General features: G+C 75.6%; 16 protein-coding genes. 10 read left to right on the top strand and 6 right to left on the bottom strand.

Going from position 1 to position 18,653, the window contains the following annotated elements; all coding sequences use genetic code 11:
• Positions 1-223: 223 nt before the first annotated feature.
• From AC0666_RS25145 to AC0666_RS25125, 5 genes are all read left to right on the top strand, one after another.
• Positions 224-1,486 (top strand): helix-turn-helix domain-containing protein, encoded by a 1,263-nt coding sequence (locus tag AC0666_RS25145; RefSeq protein WP_478708335.1) that lies wholly within the window; start codon positions 224-226, stop codon positions 1,484-1,486.
• Between the two features lie 65 nt (positions 1,487-1,551).
• Positions 1,552-2,517, top strand: coding sequence for an SRPBCC family protein (locus tag AC0666_RS25140; RefSeq protein WP_478708334.1), 966 nt, complete (start codon positions 1,552-1,554; stop codon positions 2,515-2,517).
• 54 nt (positions 2,518-2,571) lie between these two features.
• On the top strand, positions 2,572-4,125 hold the full coding sequence (locus AC0666_RS25135; RefSeq protein WP_478708333.1) for a hypothetical protein: 1,554 nt from the start codon (positions 2,572-2,574) through the stop codon (positions 4,123-4,125).
• Positions 4,122-5,063 carry a 4'-phosphopantetheinyl transferase family protein gene (locus AC0666_RS25130; protein ID WP_478708332.1) on the top strand — a complete coding sequence of 314 codons (942 nt, stop codon included), beginning with the start codon at positions 4,122-4,124 and terminating at the stop codon, positions 5,061-5,063. Before AC0666_RS25135 ends, AC0666_RS25130 begins: the two co-directional genes overlap by 4 nt.
• A 110-nt stretch (positions 5,064-5,173) precedes the next feature.
• Positions 5,174-7,216 (top strand): condensation domain-containing protein, encoded by a 2,043-nt coding sequence (locus AC0666_RS25125; protein WP_478708331.1) that lies wholly within the window; start codon positions 5,174-5,176, stop codon positions 7,214-7,216.
• Between the two features lie 180 nt (positions 7,217-7,396).
• Here the strand turns inward: AC0666_RS25125 and AC0666_RS25120 are convergent, their stop codons facing one another.
• The 5 genes from AC0666_RS25120 to AC0666_RS25100 form a co-directional block, all read right to left on the bottom strand.
• Positions 7,397-8,989 (bottom strand): class I adenylate-forming enzyme family protein, encoded by a 1,593-nt coding sequence (locus tag AC0666_RS25120; protein ID WP_478708330.1) that lies wholly within the window; start codon positions 8,987-8,989, stop codon positions 7,397-7,399.
• Positions 8,990-9,171: 182 nt separating this feature from the next.
• The gene (locus AC0666_RS25115; RefSeq protein WP_356852998.1) at positions 9,172-9,993 is read right to left on the bottom strand and encodes an AfsR/SARP family transcriptional regulator; all 822 of its coding nucleotides are present in this window, start codon (positions 9,991-9,993) and stop codon (positions 9,172-9,174) included.
• Between the two features lie 283 nt (positions 9,994-10,276).
• A complete protein-coding gene (locus AC0666_RS25110; protein WP_478708329.1) occupies positions 10,277-11,200 on the bottom strand; it encodes a 4'-phosphopantetheinyl transferase family protein in 924 nt (307 codons plus the stop codon).
• The gene (locus tag AC0666_RS25105) at positions 11,197-12,969 is read right to left on the bottom strand and encodes a beta-ketoacyl synthase N-terminal-like domain-containing protein (protein WP_478708328.1); all 1,773 of its coding nucleotides are present in this window, start codon (positions 12,967-12,969) and stop codon (positions 11,197-11,199) included. Before AC0666_RS25105 ends, AC0666_RS25110 begins: the two co-directional genes overlap by 4 nt.
• Positions 12,970-13,000: 31 nt before the next feature.
• Positions 13,001-13,771 carry a phosphopantetheine-binding protein gene (locus AC0666_RS25100; RefSeq protein ID WP_478708327.1) on the bottom strand — a complete coding sequence of 257 codons (771 nt, stop codon included), beginning with the start codon at positions 13,769-13,771 and terminating at the stop codon, positions 13,001-13,003.
• Between the two features lie 179 nt (positions 13,772-13,950).
• Here AC0666_RS25100 and AC0666_RS25095 point away from each other — a divergent pair, with 179 nt between their 5' ends.
• Positions 13,951-14,076, top strand: a complete 126-nt coding sequence (locus AC0666_RS25095) for a hypothetical protein (RefSeq protein ID WP_468585616.1) — start codon at positions 13,951-13,953, stop codon at positions 14,074-14,076.
• A 70-nt stretch (positions 14,077-14,146) separates the two neighbouring features.
• Here the strand turns inward: AC0666_RS25095 and AC0666_RS25090 are convergent, their stop codons facing one another.
• The gene (locus AC0666_RS25090) at positions 14,147-14,620 is read right to left on the bottom strand and encodes a DUF1772 domain-containing protein (RefSeq protein ID WP_361716244.1); all 474 of its coding nucleotides are present in this window, start codon (positions 14,618-14,620) and stop codon (positions 14,147-14,149) included.
• Positions 14,621-14,792: 172 nt separating this feature from the next.
• Between AC0666_RS25090 and AC0666_RS25085 the strand changes: the two genes are divergently transcribed.
• The 4 genes from AC0666_RS25085 to AC0666_RS25070 all read left to right on the top strand — a co-directional run bounded on the left by AC0666_RS25085 (position 14,793) and on the right by AC0666_RS25070 (position 18,635).
• On the top strand, positions 14,793-16,007 hold the full coding sequence (locus AC0666_RS25085; protein WP_478708326.1) for an FAD-dependent monooxygenase: 1,215 nt from the start codon (positions 14,793-14,795) through the stop codon (positions 16,005-16,007).
• A gap of 164 nt (positions 16,008-16,171) precedes the next feature.
• Positions 16,172-17,137, top strand: a complete 966-nt coding sequence (gene fabD / locus AC0666_RS25080) for an ACP S-malonyltransferase (protein WP_468971849.1) — start codon at positions 16,172-16,174, stop codon at positions 17,135-17,137.
• Between the two features lie 92 nt (positions 17,138-17,229).
• Positions 17,230-17,652 carry an acyl carrier protein gene (locus tag AC0666_RS25075; protein WP_356846264.1) on the top strand — a complete coding sequence of 141 codons (423 nt, stop codon included), beginning with the start codon at positions 17,230-17,232 and terminating at the stop codon, positions 17,650-17,652.
• 215 nt (positions 17,653-17,867) lie between these two features.
• Complete coding sequence (locus AC0666_RS25070; RefSeq protein WP_361716235.1) at positions 17,868-18,635, top strand: SDR family NAD(P)-dependent oxidoreductase; 768 nt, start codon at positions 17,868-17,870, stop codon at positions 18,633-18,635.
• Positions 18,636-18,653: the final 18 nt, after the last annotated feature.

Here is an 18,653-nt window from a genome sequence, read left to right as displayed (position 1 = left end):
GCATCCGCACGAGAGCGGGCGCGTGCGCGTGGCAAAGGTTTGCCCGGCTGTTTCCCGGTCACCTACGCTCGAAGCCGGTTCCCGACAGATTCCTTGCCCACCGCTTCGTTGCCCACCGCTTCGTTGCCCACCGCTTCGTTGCCCACCGCTTCGTTGCCCACCGACTCCCAGCCCCCGCTTCCTCCCCCGCCCATCGTTTCGCCCACCGACCTCAGGGATGCTCATGCTGCGACAGCCCGCGTTCGGACAGCGCCTGAGAAAGCTCCGGATGGCCCAGGGCCTGTCCCAGACGGCGCTGGTGGGGGAGGGGATGTCCACCGGCTACCTCTCCCGGCTGGAGTCGGGGGCCCGCCAGCCCACCGAGCGGGCCGTGGCCTACCTCGCCGACCGACTGGGCCTGCAGCCCGCCGACTTCGAGGAGCCGGCCACCGGCTCCCTCGCCCACGCGCTCACCCTGGCCGCCTCCACCGGCGCCCCCGACGCCATCGAGTCGCTGCGCCAGGCGCTGGCCGCCGAGGGTCACGAGAGCCCGGTCCTGCGCTGGCAGGCGCTGTGGCTGCTCGCCCGGGCCGCCCGGATCCAGGGCGACCTCGCCGTGGAACGCGACCGGCTCACCGAACTCGTCGCGCTCGGCGAGGAGGTCGGGGTCAGCGAGCTGCGGGTACGCGGTCTGACCCGGCTCGCCCGCTGCCTGCGTTCCGTCGGTGAGATCACCCCGGCCCTCGACGCGGCCGTCGAAGCCCACGGGATCGCCCTGCGCGAGCAACTGGGCGTGGAGGACCGGGCCGCCGCCCTGCTCGCGCTGGTCTCCGTACAGGCCGAGGCCGGGCGGATGGGCGACGCCCGTACGCACGCCGACGAGCTGACCGCCCTCGTCGAGGGCCGCACCGACGCCCTGTGGGCCGAGTCGATGTGGACCGCCGCCGCCGTCCGCATGCGCCAGGGCGACTACGCGGGCGCCCAGGCCTGCCTGGATGAGGCCATCGAGCGGTTCACCAGCCAGGAGGACCTGATCCTGTGGATCCGGCTGCGCCTGGCCACCGCACGGCTGCACCTGCAGAAGCTGCCCGCCGACCCGGCCCAGGCGCAGGGCCGCGCCGCCGAGGCCGAGGCCGCCCTCGCCTTCGCGGGCACACCGGCCCTGCGCCAGGACCTGACGGCCCTCAAGGCCGACCTCGCCTTTGCCACGGGCCGTTACGACGATGCCCGCGACCTGCTCGGTGCGCTGGCCGCCGACCCGTCGAGGATGACCTACCGCGGCCAGGTCCGGCTGGAGATCCTGCGCCACCAGCTGCTGATCCTCGGCGGCGACCCGGCCGGCATCCAGGGCCTGCGCGCCCTGGCCCAGCAGGCACAGCAGGACGCGAACATCGACCTGGCCGCCGAGATCTGGCGGGTCCTGGCCGACGCCCTCACCCAGGCCGGGCAGCCGGCCGCGGCCGTCCCGGCGGCCCGGAGCGGGGAAGCCGCCGTGCTCGGCGGTTGAGGAGGGCTCAAGTCGCCAGGTGCAGGCTGGGCACACCCGCACGGGCGATCAGGGGAGGTGCACTCATGCCGTCGCAACGCGTGCACGCGAGCGAGCAGACGGCGTGGGTGGCCGCCCCGGCCGGTGTGGTCTACGGGCTGCTGGCCGACGCCGTGCGCTGGCCCCTCCTGCTGCCCCTGCCCGTCCACGTCGAGCGCATCGACTTCGACGGGGTCCGCGAACGGCTGCGGCTGTGGGAGATGGACCCGGCCGGGGAGCGGGTCCGCTCCCTGCACCTGCGCCGGGTGCTGGATCCCCCCGCCCGTACCGTCGCGTTCGAGCAGGAGGACGCCGCCCGCCCCGGCCTGCCCACCACCGGCACCTGGTCCGTCGAGGCGCACGGCGAGACGCGGTCGCTGCTGACCCTGCGCCAGGAACGCGCCATGGAGGGCACGGCCTCCGCGGGCACCGCGCACAGCCGGCAGCAGTGGCAGCGGGATGCAGCCGCCCTGGTCGCCGCCGTCAAGGAGGTCGCCGAGCGCTGGGAGCGCCTGGACGGGCTGCTGCTGTCGTTCGAGGACAGCGTGCACGTCGACGGCCCCGCCGAGCTCGTCTACGACTTCCTCTACCGGATCGGGGACTGGAGCGGGCTCCTGCCCCACGTGGACGCGGTCGAGGTGACCGAGGACGAGCCCGGAGTGCAGCTGGCCGTCATGGACACCGCAGGCCCCGACGGCCGGTCCCTCACCACCCGCACGGTGCGGCTGTGCTTCCCCTCGGCCACCCGGATCGTCTACAAGGAGCCCGCGGCGCCGGGCCTGATCGCCGCGCACAGCGGCGAGTGGTCCCTCGTACCCGAGGGCGACGGCGTGCGGGTCGGCTGCGCCCGGCAGGTGATGCTGCGCGAGGAGGCCGTCGAGGAGGTGCTCGGTGCGGGCACCGGCCTCGTGGAGGCCGGCCGGTACGTGCGGACGTGGCTGGGGCGCGCCGGCACCGAGACCCTGTCCCTGGCCCGATGGCACGCACAGAGCGCTGTACGGCGCCTGCGATGAGCACGAGCCTGCGATGAGCACGAGTCTGCGATGAGCACGAGAAGGAGGCCGTAGATGGCCCTCACCCGGCCCGGTCCGCTGGAGGACCGTGAGACCCCGGTGCCCGCGGAGACCCCGGTGCCCGCTGGGGCCCCGGGGCCCGCGCCCGGACCTTCCGCCGCGGGCGCGCAGGCGTCCCCGCCACGGCGGCCGGCGCGGGCCTCCGCGCCGGCCCGTTCGTACGCGGCGCTCGCCCCCACCGTCGACATGGCGCTGCGCGCGGTACGCCTGGAGGCGCTGCTCGGCGACCCCCTCGACGAGGCCAACCCGTACGGCTTCCGGGCCCTCGCGCAGGGTTCCCCCGCGCCCGACCGCGCGGCGGCCCTGCTGGCGGACCTGGTGGGCGCCGAGTTCCGCCCGGCCTACGGGGGTGGCGTCAGCGGCGGGACCGACGGGGCCGGCGACAGTGCCGGGACCGACAGGGCCGGCGAGTACGTCGGCGGCGAGCAACTGGTGCGCGTCCTGCGCCCGCTGCTGCGCCGCGACCTCGCCCTCGGCCACGCCCAGTGCGTGCAGGGCCTGAGCGGCGCCCGGGCCGCGGGCGCCCCGGCCGGCGCACCGGCGGCCGGGCTGGAGGCCCTGCTGGCCCCGGCCGCGCTGGTCGCCTCGGCAGGCACGGCGCTGCGCGCCGCCGTACGGGTGGTGGCCGACCGTGGTCCGCACGACGCCGCCGTCCGGCAGTGGCGGGGCCCGCTGGCCGCCGCGTTCGCCGATCTGCTGGCCTGCGAGAGCCTCCTCGGCGTGGCCCTGCGCGCGCTCGCGCTGCCCCAGGGCTGCGGCCCGGCGGTGCGGGCGGCCGCCGGGTACATGGTGCCGGTCGTGGTCCGCGACGTACTCGACGAACTCGACCTGGTCCTGCGGGAGAGCGGCCTGGGCGCCGGTGCGCCGGCGCGCCGCACGGTGGCCAAGCTCGTCGCCGACCTGCCCGCGGCCGCAGCGGGCGAGGCGCAGGTGGCCGCCCGCCAGGCCGAGCTCGTACGGGAACTGCCCGCGCTGGCCGCGGCGTTCGCGCGGCGGGGGGACGCGGCGGGCTCCGGGCCGCTGCTGCGCCTCGGGGAGGAGCTGCCCGTCCGGAGCTTCCCCCCGTCGCCCGGCAGCGACGACACGCTGGTGGCGGTGCCCGCCGCCGCGCACACCCGGCTGACCGCGGCGGCCCAGGCCGGCCCGGCCGGCGACGGCGACGACCCGTTCACCGCCGTGCTCGCCCGGGTGGCGGGGCGGCTGCTGAGCGAGCAGCGCGCCCTGCTCAGGCCGAGCCGGGCCGCGGAGGAGGTGGACCCCCGCGATCCCGCGGTCCGGGCCGTCGCCGACCGGCAGGCCATGGTGCTGCTGGGGGCCGCCGTGCTCGGGGTCCAGGGGGCCGCCGACGACGGCCGGGGCCTGTTCCTCGGCGGGCGCCCCTGGGCGCTGCTCGCGGCCCTGCGGATCACCGAGCGGCTCGGGATCGCCCCCGAGGGCCCCGGCGGCCCCGCCGCCACCGCGGCGCAGCAGCGGGTCTGGGCGGAGTTGGACGCCCGGGACCGCAGGGGCGTCGACTGCGACGTGTACGCGACCCGGGTGCTGTGGTGAACGGCGGTCCGCCCGCCGGGCCCGCCGAGCCCGTCAGGCCCGCCGAGCCCGTCGAGCCCCTGCACGTGCCGGGCCCGGAGGGTCCCTGGGAGGAGGTGGGGGACCGGCTCGACGAGCACGGCCGGGTCGTGGTCTTCACGACCTGGGGGCAGTGGATGACGGCCGCGCTCCTCGACCCGGGACTGCGCCCGCTGCTCGGACAGGACTGGCCGCGCTACCGGCAGACGCCGGCCGCGGCCGGGCGGCTGCGGTTCGCCGTCTCGCGCGCCGTCATGAAGTACACCGCCGCCACCGCCCTGGACGTGTCCCCGGCCTCCCTGGACCTGGGCCACCACCCCGGCGGGCGGCCCGTACTGCGCGGTCTGGGCGGTGAGGTGGAGCTGAGCCTCGCGCACACCGACGAGCTCATCGTGGTCGGGGTCAGCCGTACCGGGCCGATCGGCGTGGACGCGGAGCCGGCCGACCGGGCCCTCTCCTTCGACCTGTTGCGCGATCACGTGTGCACGGCCCGGGAAGGCCGCGTGCTGGCCGCGCTGCCCGAGGAGGAGCGCCGGGCGGGGCTGCTGCGCCTGTGGACCCTGAAGGAGGCCTACACCAAGGCGCTCGGGCACGGACTGCGGCGCCGCTTCCCCGGCTTCGGCTTCGGCCGGGACGGCCAGGGCCGCACCGTCCTGACCGAGGGACAGGACGACGGGGCGGGCGCCGGAGCGGGTGACGGGGTGTGGGACTTCGCCACCCACCTCGTCCAGGACCGCTACGTCGTCAGCTCGGCGCACCGCCGGCGCCCGCCCGCGACCCCTCCCCGGGAGCCGGCGGTCGACACCGCTTCGGGCCGCGGTGCAGGCCCGCTTGAGGAAACGGCGGCCGGGGCCGGGGGCGAACTACGCTTTTTGCGACCGGTGACCTCCGGCCCGGGCAGAGGAAGGCGGACGCCGTGAAAGCCAGTGAACGGGCCGCGTACGTACCGTGCCCGCCGTGCCGTGCGCGCGCTGAGGGCTGAGCCGCCGCGCCCCGCCCGTCCGCCCCTCGACACCGTACGGAGCGGCCGATGAGCGGCCGCGACGCGGCAGCCGGACCCGGCCCGGTCCTGGTGGTGGTGCACGAGGTGGCGGACCGCGCGCCCGGCGCCGCGCTCCTCCTGGACGTACGCGGGCTGCGCACGGACGCGGACGCCGAGCTGCTCGCCGCCCGTATCGCCGGACGCCACCGGGGCTTCCAGGTCACCCTGGACTGCGCGGGCCCGGGCGGGCACACCCTGCGGCTGCTCCCCGGCACCGACGGCGGCCCCGCGCTGCTCGGCCCGGACCTGCTGGCCGACCTCCTGGGCCCCTACCCGGGCACCGGCGAGCCGCTCGCCCTCGCCGGCCACCAGCGCGAACTGCTGCTGGAGGCCGTCACCCGCCCCGACGGAGCGGACCGCCACCTGGAACAGGTCCACTGGACCTGGACCGGACCGCTGGAGCGGGCCCGCTTCCGGGCGGCCTGGCAGTCCGTCTGCGAGCGCGAGTCGGTCCTGCGCGCCGCCTTCGACTGGGCGGCCCAGCCGCGGCTGGTCCTGCACGCCCGCGCCGACGCCGACATCGTCCACCACCGCGCCCGCGACATCGGCTGGCAGGACCTGCTGGAGCGGGACCGCCGGCACGGCTTCGCGCTGAACCGGCCGCCCCTGCTGCGCCTGACCGTGCTGGAGGCCGAAGCGGGCGGACCGGCCCGGATCCTGCTGACCTACCACCGGGCGCTGCTCGACGAGCGCAGCGTGCACCTGCTGCTGCGCGAGTTCTACCGCGCCTACCTCGCCGGGGGCCGGCTGCCCGGCGGTGAGCGCCGCCCCGACCTGCGCGACCACGCCCGCTGGCTGGCCCGTCAGAACACCGAGGGCGCCCGGCAGCTGTGGACGCGCACCGCGCCCCCGCGCCATGCCGCCACCGCGGTGGGCCGCCGTGGCGGCGCCACCCGGCAGAGCGGAGCCGGCCGGCTGTACCGGCGGCTGGCGGAACCGCACACCTCCCGCCTGCGGTCCTGGGCGGCCGCGCGGGGCGCCGGGGAGAGCAGCGCGCTGCACGTGGTGTGGGCGCTGCTGCTGTACCGGGCGGCGGGCATCGAGGGCCCCCTGCAGGTCAGTTTCGGGGTGCGGCTGTCCGGCCGCGACATCCTGATGCCCGGGGCCGCGGGCGTTCCGGGACTGCTCGCCGGCCCGCTGCCGATGACCGTCCGGGTGGACCCGGCGCAGCCGCTGGCCGACCTGCTGCGCCAGGTGCGCGACGTGCTGCTCGACATGGCGGCGTACCCCTGGGTCTCCTCCGACCGGATCCGCGAGTGGACCGGCCGCGACGACGGCGAACGGCTCACCGACACCCTGGTCTCCTTCGACGGCCCGGCCGAACTGCCGCAGGCGCTGCGCGAGGAACTGCGGGCCCAGGGCGTCGAGGTGGCCGAGCCGCGCCAGGCCGGAGGCGGAGCCGGCCTGCCCCTGACGGTCTTCGCGCGGCACGAGAACGGCGGGGCGCTGGTCCTGAACGCCGTCTACGACCGCTCCAGCCTGGCCGACGCCGACGCCGCCGCCGCCCTGGGCCAGTGCGTGAGCCTGCTGCGGGCCCTGGCCGACCTGCCCGACCAGCACGCCACCGTCGGCCAGGCCCTGGACCTGCTGGCGGACGTCGACGTCCCGTCGATGGCACGGCTGCTGCCCCGGCCCGGGCGCACCGGGGCGCGGACGCTGCGCACGGGTGCTCCCGGGGCCGATCTCATCTGCCTCGTGCTGGTGGCGGGCGCGGCGCGGGGCGCGTACGAGCTGTTCGCCCGCCGGCACCGCGGCCCCGAGGAGGTCGTCGTGCTGGACCTGGCCGGCCCGTCGGCCCGGCGCGCTGCGGGGGCGCTGCCCCGGGAGTTGACCGAGGCGCGGGCGGCCGGGCGGCGCCTGGTGCTGTGCGGCAGCGGTCCCGGCGCGCGGGCCGCGTACGAGCTCGCGCGGGGGCTCGCGTACGGCGGCGGGGACGCGGTCCACGTGGTCATGACCGGTGTCTGCGGCCCGGAGAGCAGCGCGCACGCCCTGGCGCAGGGCTTGGCCGCCCTCCCCGTCCGCCGCCCTTGAGGTCCGGCCCGGCCGGGCCCGCCGACGGCCGCCCGGGCGGCTGGGCCGAAGGGGCCGCGCCGGCGAAGGAGGGCGAGCGCCCGGAGGAATGCGCGAGGAACGAGCGGATTCCGAGGACGTACGTCCTCCTGGAGCCGGCAGGGGCGGCCCCGGAGGCGAAGCCGCCCGAGGAAAAGGGCCTCAGGCTGCTGCCTCGACGGCGGCCTGGGCGTGCAGACGGGTGCGGACGCGGCGGCGGGCGGGTGTGCCTCCGGGGCCGCGCGGGACGGAGTCGAGGGCTTCGAGGCGGCGGATCTGCTCGCCCGGTCCCAGACGGGAGTTGGCGCGTTCGGCGATCGAGTCGAGGACGTCGAGCAGCCCGGCGGACCCCGCGGACGGCGCCCCGTCGCGCAGCACGATCCCGGCCCACACCAGCGCCCCGTGCACGGGGTCGGGCCAGTCCGCGACGATGCATTCCGCGACCCGCGGGTCCTGCCCGATCACCCGCTCGACCAGCGAGGGGGCCACGAGGGCCTCGTCGCACGCGAAGACGTCGCCGAGGTGGTCCACCACGTGCAGTCCGCCGTCCTCGTCGAGGTAGCCCGCGTCACCGGTGCGCAGCCAGCCGTCCTCTCCGTCCGGCGCCGCCGCGCCCAGGCTGCCGGGGGCCACCTGCGGTCCGCGGACCTCCACGGCACCCGTCGCCCACACCGGGACGGGGGTGCGGCCCGCGGGGGCCACGACGCGGCATTCGGTGCCGGGCAGGGGCACCCCCACCGCGCCCAGCCCGGGCCGTGCGCCGGGCAGCTGGTGGTGGGAGAGGGTGCACAGCTCGCGCAGGCCGTATCCCTGCAGGACGGGTACGCCGAGGACGTCGCGCAGCCGCCGGGCGGCGGCGGCCTCCAGGGCGGTGCCGCCGGCGAGCACGGCGCGCAGCCGCAGCCCCGCCAGGTCGGGGTGGCCGGCGGTGAACCGCTCGTCGCGGGCGAGCCGTTCGAGGCGGGAGGCGAGGCCGTAGTAGTGCGCGGCCCCGGTGCGGGCGGCCAGGGCGAGGCCCGCCCACGGGTCCGGGTCGGTGCACAGCACCTGCCGGCTCCCGGCGTGCACGGCGGCGTTGAGATGGGCGGGGTGGTGCAGCGGCAGGTGGTTCACGACGACGGCGCCGGGCACCAGCTGGTGGGCGATGGCGGTCTGCGCCGCGTTGGCGATGAGGTTGCGGTGCGTGAAGCGGACCGGGCGCAGCCCGCCCGCGCCGTGCGGGGTGAACTGCGTGCAGGCCACGGCGTCGACGTCGGGGGCGGCCGGCTCGTACGGCGTCTGCGGTACGCCGGCCAGGGCCGCGGCGAGCGGTACGGCCGAGCCGGGGGCGACCCCGTCGGCGGCGTCGGTCACCACGACGGTGTGCAGATGGGGCAGCCGGTCCTCCAGTTTGAGGAGGACCTCGGCGAGGGCGGCGGGGACGAAGGCGATCTCGGCGCCGGCCGTCGTGAGGACCTCGTACAGGGCGGCAGGTCCCGTCTGCGGGTCGACCAGGGCCAGCGGGTGTCCGCTGCGCAGCACGCCGTAGTACACACAGGGGAAGACGGTGTCGGGGGTCGGGACGGCCGCGACGGCGGCGCCGGGGCGCCGTACCGTGCGCCGTACGCAGTGTGCGATCCGGTCCGCCTCGCGGTCCATCCCGGGGTAGGTCAGCGTGGCCCGGCCGGCGGTGACGGCCGGGCCGTCACCGCCGCGGGCGGCCGCACGCCGCAGCAGGTCGTCCAGCGGGTTTTCCAGGTATCTGAGGATGGCCACGGCGCGCTCTCCTGTGCGGTACGGCGACGGCGGTGCGGAAGACCCCACTGTCCGCGCCGGTGCTCAAGAGGTCGTCGAAGGCTGCTGGAGGTCCCCACCGGGGACGTACCGGGGCTGTACCCGGGGGCGTACCGGGGCCGTACCCGGGCCGTGTGGCGCCGCGGTTGGCCGCCGGACGCGCCCTACGCGGCGAACAGGTCGAAGGTCGAGGTGTGCCGCGGTCCGGCGAGCACGTCGAGCTGCGGGTCCACGGCCAGCATCGCCTGGTGCAGCCGCTGGAGCTGCGGCGAGGGCTCCACGCCGAGGTCCTCGATCAGGCGTACGCGCAGCCGGCGGTAGACCTCCAGCGCCGATGCCTGCCGGCCCGAGCGGTAGAGCGCCACCATGGCCTGCGAGTGGAGCCCCTCGTGCTGGGGGTGACGCGCGGTCAGCTCGGCGAGTTCGGCGATCAGCCCGGAGTGGCGGCCCAGGCGCAGATCGGCGTCGATGCGCCGCTCCACGGTCACCAGGCGGCTCTCCTCCAGGCGCATGGTCTCGATGTCGAGGATCGGCCCGACCCGTACGTCGACCAGGGCCGGGCCCCGCCACAGGTCGAGGGCGGCCCGGAAGCGGTCGGCGGCCACCTGGCTCTCGCCCGCGTCGAAGGCGCTCTGGCCCTCGCGGACCAGGCGGTCGTAGTCGTGGACGTCGACGCTGTCCTCGGGGATCTGGAGCAGGTAGCCGCCGTGCCGGGTGGCCAGGACCTCCTTGGCCCCGCCGGGGGCGCCGGGGCCCATGGCGGTGCCCAGGCGCCGGCGCAGCTGGAGGATGTACGTCTGAAGGGTGGTCAGCGCGCTGTTGGGCGGCTGGGTGCCCCAGATCTCCTCCATGAGGGTGGGAACGGGCATGACGCGCCCGGGATAGAGCGCGAGAAGCGACAGAACCTGTCGTGGTTTTCCGGCCGTCGGAACAATGGATTCCCCGTTGACCTCGGCACTCAACGGACCCAGAACCTGAATCCTCACGGTCTCCTCCGTACTCGTCGAGTTCCTTGTCTCTTTCTTTCCGTCCGGTGACCAAAAAACTGCCCCCGCTGCAGGAACGCTAGCGGGGGAAGGTGCTTTCCATCTCTTTCCTTTAGTGGCTCTTGAGTCGCCTTCCACCTGCGAACTTGTGATCCGCGGCGGTGGTCGGCCGGGCGGGTTCCGAACGGGAATGGGAGAGGGCGAACCGGAGGTAAATCGTCGGCAAAGAAATGCCTTGGAACCGTTACCCAGACGGATGCCGGAACCGTTGCCCGAAGATCCGTCAAAAAGCCGGGGAAGTCCCCGGGCCGAGGCCCACCGGCGCAGGAAGCGGAAAATTCTGCGGTGCCGACCGGCTCCACGGGAAGCCCAGGTTGAGCTGGATCTCCCCGTCCTGCGCCGCGTCGGCGGGCACGGCGACGGCGACCAGCACGTCGGGCACCGGCTCCAGTTCGATGAACCACCACAGCCGGCCCGTGTCGTCCTCGGGCGGGGTGAAGGCGCGTACACCGCGTTCGTCGTCCATCGTGAAGACGAAGCTGTCGAACGGCAGCCCCAGGCCCAGGCCGCGCGCCTTGGAGTACGCCTCCTTCAGCGTCCACACGCGCAGCGCGCGCCGGTCCCGCTCCCGCCCGGGCGCCAGCTGGTCCACCCAGGCGCGCTCCTCCTCGGCGAAGGTGCGCACGATGGTGGTGATGGCCTGCTCGTCCCGGTCGTCGAGCCGCTCCACGTCCACCCCGATGCGCTGGCGCCGCACGATGCCGAGCAGGTTGTAGCCGCCCGCGTGGGAGAGGTTGAAGTCGAGCTGTGAGCCGCCGCGCGGCAGGGCGTCGGGGGCGGGCCGCAGGAAGGGACGGCCGCGCGCGGAGCGCCAGATGACCAGCTCGGCCTCGGGCAGGCCCGCCTCCAGGGCGAGGGCGCGCCGCACCAGGGTGTGGGCGATCAGGTACTGGCGGCGGTCGCGCTCGAAGAGGAACTTGCCCGCGGTCTTCTGCTCGCGGGCGTCGAGCCAGTGCCGGGCCAGCAGGCTCGCGACCTCGGGGGCGACGTCGTCGTTGGGGCACAGCCACAGGGTGACCGGGCCGGGCACGTGCGGCCCGGCGCCGACCGGGGGAGCCGGAGCCGGAGCCGGAGCCGGGGCGCTGGCCGGGGCCGGGGCCGGGGCCGGGAGCGCGGCGATCGGCGCCGTCTGCAGGTCGATGCTCACCGCTGCCCTCCCCGCGTCGCCGCCGCGGCGGAGGCGGGCCCGAGGGGCCGCGGGCGCAGCACGCTCGTGGGCAGGGTGCCCACCCGCCCGGTACCGGGGGCCGGGGCGGCGGTCAGGACGTCGAGGCCGCCCAGCCACAGGCGGGTGAGCTGCTCCCACCGGCCGCCCTGCCACAGGGCCTCGACGTACGCGAGCGTCTCGTCGAGCCCGTCCAGCAGCAGCGGATCCCCGGGGGCCGCGCCCAGATCCGCGGTGCGCACCCCCGGCGCCTGCCCCTGCTCGGCGAAGCCGGCCAGGGCCGAGGCGAGTTCGGGCAGGTCCTGCGCCACGAGGGCGAGGCGGCAGGCCATCGCGGCCCGTCCCGTACGCAGTTCCCCGGCGACGGCGGACAGCTCGTGGGCCGCCCCTTCGGGCCGCTCCAGCCAGTCGGCGATCCGGCGGGCGGTGGCGGCCAGATGCGCGGGGGTGGGCGCCGACACCAGCACCAGCTCCCCGGCCCGGCCCGCCGGCGCCCCGGGTGGCGCCGGGCGGCCGACCGAGGGCGGAGCCTCCTGGAGGAGCACCACGGCATGCGGGGCGTGCGCCGGGTGCACCCCCACCAGGGCGCGGCGGGGCGCCGGGCCGGCCCACGGGGCGGGCTCGGCGGGGCCGCCGGGCTCCGGCAGCCGCGTGGCGCGCTGCAGTTGGAGTACGGCGCGGGCGAGGGCGGCCGCGCCGGTGGCCGCCCCGGCTTCGCCCACGCAGGCCGCGACGGTCGCGGCGTCCTCCGTCAGGCCGACCTCCGCGGCCGGGACCCGGGAGGCGGCCAGGGCGCGGCGTACCAGGCGCTCGCGCAGCGGGCCGGGCTCGCCCCGGCCGGTGTGGCCGACGGCTCCGGCCAGCAGCACCGCGTGCACCGGATCCGCGTCGGCCAGCGCGGCGGACAGCGGTTTGAGCAGTACGGCCGCGACGGCCTCACCGCTGCCGGGCCGCTGCCGTGCGGGGTGCAGCCGCAGTTCGGCGGCGGCGACCAGGGCCGCCGCGCACTCGCCCGCGCGCAGCGAGGCGAGGGCGAGGTGCAGGGCGGTGAGGAAGGAGGAGTCGCCGGTGTCGACGCTCTGGCTGGGGCCGTGCAGGTCCAGCAGCTGCGAGAGCCGGCCCGCGGCGTGGGCCGGGGCGCCGGCGGTGGGTTCGGCGCGGGCGACCTGACCGTCGTGGGCGGCCTGGGCGGAGCGGCCGACGGCCGTGAACACGCCGACGGCGCGCGGTGTGCCGTCGGCACCGGTCAGCCCCGCAAGGCGGGCGCCCGCGTAGCCGGCGCCCTCCAGGGCCTGCCAGGCGCTCTCCAGCAGCAACCGCTCCTGGGGGTCCATCAGCGCGGCCTCGGCGGGGTCGATCCCGAACAGCTCCGGATCAAAGGCGTCCACGGCGTCCAGGAAGTGGCCCGGGCCCGCCGGGCCGCCGCCTTGCGGGCGGCCGTCCGGGGCCGGGCCCGAGGTGTCGCGCGCCTCCAGGGCCACCTGCCAGAACGCCTCCAGGTCGGCGGCCTGCGGGAAGCGGCCGTGGAGCGCGATGACGGCGCAGGGCTCGGCGCCCGCGTCCGCGTCCGCCGCCGCGGTGCGCGGGCCGGCGGCCGGGACGGCGGCGACGGCGGGTACCGGGGCGGTGGCCGCGGCGGGACGGCTGGCCGGACCGGGCGGGGCCGCCGGGGCTCCCGTCAGCAGGGCCATCGCGTGCCGTCGCTCCAGGGTGCCGTTCTTGAAGAGCGTCAGGATTTCCCGGTCGTCCATCTGGCTGGCGTGCCCTTCGTCTCGTCTCGTCTCAGGCGGTGCGGGCGGCCAGCAGGGCGGCGGCCTCGTCGATGCCGAGTACGTCGTCGCGCACCGCGTCCAGCAGCGCGTCGAGGTCCAGTGGCGGCGCGGCGGGACCCGCGGCCGCCGCCCGCGCCGGTGCGGACGCGGCAGCGGATCCGGCGGCCGGCGCGGGGGCGGGGACGGATCCGGCGGTCTTCGGCGCGGGGGCCGGGACGCCCAGCCGCTCGGCGAGGTGGGCGGCAATGGCGGCGAGGTCGGGGTGGTCGTAGAGCAGGGCGGCCTGTTCCTTCAGCCCCCAGGTGCGGTTGATGCCCTCGACGAACTCCGCCGCCAGGATGGAGTCCAGGCCCAGCACCGTGAAGGGCGCCCGGTCGTCGAGGTCGCCCGGCGCGCAGCGCAGGATCCGCGCCAGCTGGGTGCGCAAGGCGGTCAGTAGCGGCTCGTCCCGCGGGATGGGGGCCCGTACCGGCGCGGGGGACGGGGCCGGGCCGTCCGGGGCGCCGAGCCGCGCGGCGATGTGGCGGGCCAGCGCCGCGGGCGTCGGGTGCTCGCCCAGCGCCCCCGCCTCGATCCGCGTGCCGTAGCGGGCCCCCAGGGCGCCGAGGAACTCCACGCCCCGCAGCGAGTCCAGGCCCAGCAGCGGGAACGGCAGCCCGGGGTCGACGAGGTGGGCGTCGGTCCCCGTCATGCCGGCCAGCACCGCGGTGAGCTCGGCGAGCACGTCGGCGGCCGGGGTCTGCGGGACGGGCTGCCCGGCCGGGTGGGATGCGGTGGTCATGAGGGCGTCTCCAAGGGTCGGATCCCGGTGGCCTCCGTGTACTTTCCTGCATTTCCCTGGACCGGTCCTCGAATTGCGGTGGGGCTGCCGGAAAGGAGTCTTGACGCGCCGCCGTGCCGATGCCGAATCTCGAAGAGGCATTTCGCCGAGCGCTGCACGCGTCTGAAGGGGACATCATCGTGGTGAACAAGAAGAACGTGGCGGGATCCGAGCCGGAGCTGTCGGCGGTGGCATCGGTCGAGTCCGGTGACGGCGTGGACGAGAATGCGGACGCGTTCCTTCTCGGCAACATCGCGCTTCAGTAGAGACGCGCTCGCACGCATACGTCAGGGGGCCCACCGCCGGTGGGCCCCCTGACGTATGCGGCGGGCGGGCCTACGAGGCGGCCAGGGCCACGCACATGCCGCCGAGCGCGACGGCCTGGAGCACCACCCGGGCGTTGATGACGCTGTCCCAGGTGCGCTGGAGCGCACGCGCCTCGGGGGCGACCCGGCAGTCGAGGGCGGCGCCGGTCAGCTCCTTGTTCACCGGGGCGCTGACCTTGTTGTAGATGACCAGCCACACCACCAGTGCCAGCGCGGCCACCCCGGCGGCAATGGACGGGGCCGCCTTGCCGTCGAAGCCGGCCACCGCGGCGGTGGCGACCGTGGCCACCAGGCCGAAGACGCCGGGGACGGGCATCCGGGCGTCCCCGAAGCGGTGGATCTGGCCCATGGCGCTGGTGAGGGCGGCGTCGTCGACGTGCGCCATGGCCGGCCGCTGCACCAGCGCGGAGAAGACGTCGGTGCCGTAGACCACCGCGTTGGCCATGGTGGCCACCACGGCCAGCGTGAGCAGGAGCGCTTCCATCACAACCACCTTTGTCGGTCTTCCGGTTGCCGCGTGGCCGCGGGCCACGGGGTTTTAGCGATGCTAGATGTCCTGCCGACACTATCAAGGTCGATGCTTGAAATGCTAGCGTTGACAACTCCACGAGTCCGTCAGCGATTTCACGCCCGGACAGCCCCGAGGAGACTCAGAGATGGCCATAGGACGCGCCCGACGCATACTCATCGCCGGCGGAGGGATCGGCGGTCTCGCCGCTGCCCTCGCCCTGCAGCGCAGGGGCTTCGAGACCGTCGTCCTGGAGCGCGCCGAAGAACTGCGGGACGGCGGCGCCGGCCTGCACATCTGGACCAACGGCGTGCTCGCGCTGGACTACCTGGGCCTGGCCGAGCAGGTCCTCGCCGTCGCCCCCGCCCAGCAGACCGCGCACTTCAGCACCTGGCGGAACGAGGTCCTCGGGGCCTGGCCCATCGGCGACTTCGTGGCCCGCTACGGGGCGCCCACCATCGCCGTCGAGCGCTCCGTCCTGCACGGCATCCTGCGCGAGGCGCTGGAGGGCCCCGTGGTGCGCACCGGTGCGCACGTGGTCGGCTTCGACCAGGACGCGGAGGGCGTCACCGTCCGCTTCGCCGACGGCGGCAGCGAGCGCGGCGACCTGCTGATCGGGGCCGACGGCATCCACGGCGCCGTCCGCGACTGCATGTTCGGCCCGGCCAGGAACCGCTTCAGCGGCTACATCGCCTGGCGCGGCCGGGCCCCGATGGAGCACCCCGAGATCCCCTCGGGCACCTTCAACGCGATGTTCGGCCCCGGCACCCGCTTCACGTACTACGACGTCGCGCCCGGGCTGGTGCACTGGATGAGCGTGGCCAACGGCAAGCCCGGAGGCCGCGACGAACCCGGCGTACGGGACATGCTGCTGCGCCGCCACGAGGGCTGGGGCGGCCCCGTCGCCGACATCCTGCGCGCCACCCCCGAGGAGTGGATCCTGCGCGGCGACGTCGAGGGCCGCAAGCCCGAACGCCAGTGGGGCCAGGGCCGCGTCACCCTGCTCGGGGACGCCGCGCACCCCATCACCTTCAACATCGGACAGGGGGCCTGCCAGGCCCTGGAGGACGCCCTGGTCCTCGCCGAACACCTCGCCGGGGCCGGCAGCGACCCGGTCGCCGCCCTGCGCGCCTACGAGGGTGAGCGCCGCAAGCGGACCGCCCCCCTGCAGAACATCGCGTGGCGGATCGGGCAGATGGGGGCCGTCGAGAACCCGCTGCTGATCAAGGCGCGCGAGGCGTTCATGCGCAAGAACTGGAACACCAAGGCCTTTGTGGCGGCGGAGAAGGGCCAGGTCGCCTACGGCGCCCGCTGGGCGAAGAAGCCCGGCCGGCAGCCCGCGCCCGCCGAGCCGCTCTGGTAACCGCCGCCCGTGAATGCGGGGCCCGCCCGCCGCTGCGCAAAGGCGGGCGGTCCAGGCGCATTCGAGGAATGCGCCAGAACGAACTGCCAGATTTCTCGGAGTCGAGAACTGCTCGCCGACGACTCGACGACCTTTCACCCGCAAAGAGTGAGGTAGGAACGGGGATGATCGACAACCTATTCACGATGTTTCCCGGACAGGGTTCGCAGCGCGCGGGCATGGCCGGACATCTCCTGCGCGAACACCCCCGCACGGTCGGACGCGTCCTCGCGCAGGCCGAGGAGGCCACCGGGCTCGCGTTGACCGACCTGTGCACCACCTCTCCCGAGGCGGACCTCGCGCCGACCGAGATCGCCCAGCCCGCCATCGTCGCCACCAGCCTCGCGATCTACGAGGTCCTGCGCGAGGAGGCCGGCTTCCGGCCCGGTGCCGTCGCCGGGCACAGCCTGGGCGAGTACACGGCCCTCATCGCCGCGGGCGTCCTGGAGGCGGGCGACGCCCTGCGTCTGGTGCGCCGCCGGGGCGAACTGATGGCCGGCGTCTCGCGGACCGTCTCGGGAGCGATGACGGCGCTCATGGGGCTGGCCCCCGAGCGGATCGAGGAGCTGTGCGCGGCAGCCGCCCCGCTCGGCGTGGTGGAGGTGGCCAACTACAACGAGGTGGGCCAGACGGTGATCTCCGGGCAGAGCGCGGCGGTCGAGGAGGTCGGCCGGCTCGCCCTGGAGGCCGGCGCCGAACGCGCCGTGCCGCTGAAGGTCTCCGCCCCCTTCCACTGCTCGCTGATGAGCGCGATCGAGGACGAGTTCGCGGCCGAGCTGGAGCGCACCGCCTTCCACGCGCCCCGCCTGCCCGTCATCAGCTCGGTGACCGGCGCCCCGGTACGGGACGAGGCACACGCCCGCGACCTGCTGCGGCGCCAGCTCGCCGGCCCCGTGCGCTGGGTCGACGTCCTGACCGCCGCGTCCGCGTACGGGGTCGGCGGCTACCTGGAGGTCGGCCCGGGCCGGGTCCTCAGCGGATTCGCCAACCGGACCGTCGCCGACGTCCCCGTCCGCAGCACCAACGACGAACGGCGCATCGCCGCACTCCTGCGCGACCTGCGGCCGCAGCCCGTCGCCACGGCCGCCTGACCGCGACCGCCCTGCTCCCCTCCCACGACCGTGCGGCGCGTACGCCCCAGGCAGGCGCCGCAGGGAACAACCCATCTGAAAGGCAGCCAACGGTGCCCGAAACCCTGATCACCACTTCGACCGACTACCTCTCGGCGGTCCAGGCCGCCATCGCCGACGCGCTCGGCATCGACGAGGCCGAGGCCGTTCCCGAGGCGACCCTGCTCGGGCAGCTGGGTGCCGAGTCGATCGACCTGCTCGACATCCTCTTCCGGCTGGAGCGCGCCACCAAGGTGAAGATCACCGTGGCCGACATCGCCAACCTGCTCCAGGGCGGCATCCCGGACGAGGAGTTCGGCGACGAGAACGAGGTCGTCAACGACACGGGCCTGACCCACCTGGAGAAGGTCCTCCCGCAGTTCGACCGCAGCCAGCTCTCCGAGCCGCTGACGGCCGAGGGCGTGCTCGGCCTGTTCACCGTGCAGAACCTCACCGATCTGCTGACCGAGCGCGCCGCAGCCGCCGCCACCTCCTGACCCGGCGGTCCCCGGGCCGCCCCGAGACGGCCGCGGCGGGTCAACGGCGCCCCGCCCACGCCCCCGGAGGGATCCGGTGACCGCGCCGCCCCCCGTATCCGCCCGGCCGCCCCTCGCGGGCCCGGGCGGGCGGGACGGCGGCGCGCCGGGCGCGCACACCGCCCCCCTGGCACCAGCGACCAGGACGCCCACTCGTAGCAGAAACGGGAAGACAGATGAAGCTGAAGGACCGCTCCGCCCTGGTCACCGGTGCCTCACGCGGCATCGGCCGGGCCATCGCCCTGGCCCTGGCCGAACAGGGGGCGGCTGTCGCAGTCAACTACCGCTCACGCCGGGAGGACGCCCTGGCGGTCGTCAAGGAGATCGAGGCGGCGGGCGGCCGGGCCGTGGCGGTCGGCGCCGACGTCGCCGACCCCGAGGACGCGGCCCGCCTGGTCGCCGAGGCGACCCGTCAGCTGGGCTCCCTGAACATCCTGGTCAACAACGCCGGTGTCAGCGACGACGGGCTCATCTACCAGTCTGCTCCCGACGCCTGGTGGAACGTCATGAAGGTCAACTTCGGCGGCGCCTACCACTGCACCCACGCCGTCATGGACCAGTTCATGACCGCGGGCGACGCCACCATCGTCAACATCTCCTCCGCCATGGGCGAGCGCGGCTGGATCGGCCAGTCCAACTACTCCTCCTCCAAGGGGGCCCTCAACTCCTTCACCCGCTCCGCCGCCATCGAGCTCGCCCGGTTCGGCGTACGGGTCAACGCGGTCCTCGCCGGCTTCACCCCGACCGAACTGGTGGACGAGGTGATGCAGAAGGACGGCGGCAAGTCGATCAAGCGGCAGATCCCGCTGCGCCGGTTCGCCACGGTCGAGCAGGTGGCCGCCGCCGCCGTCTTCCTGGCCGGCCCCGACTCCGGCTACACCACGGGCGAACTGCTCACCGTCGACGGCGGGTTCTCCGCCCAGCTCGGCATCGGCCGTCCGTAGCGGACCGGAGAAGAGGAA

The organism is Streptomyces sp. NPDC043680 (assembly GCF_056436685.1).
This window is presented reverse-complemented; position numbering and strand designations above follow the sequence as displayed.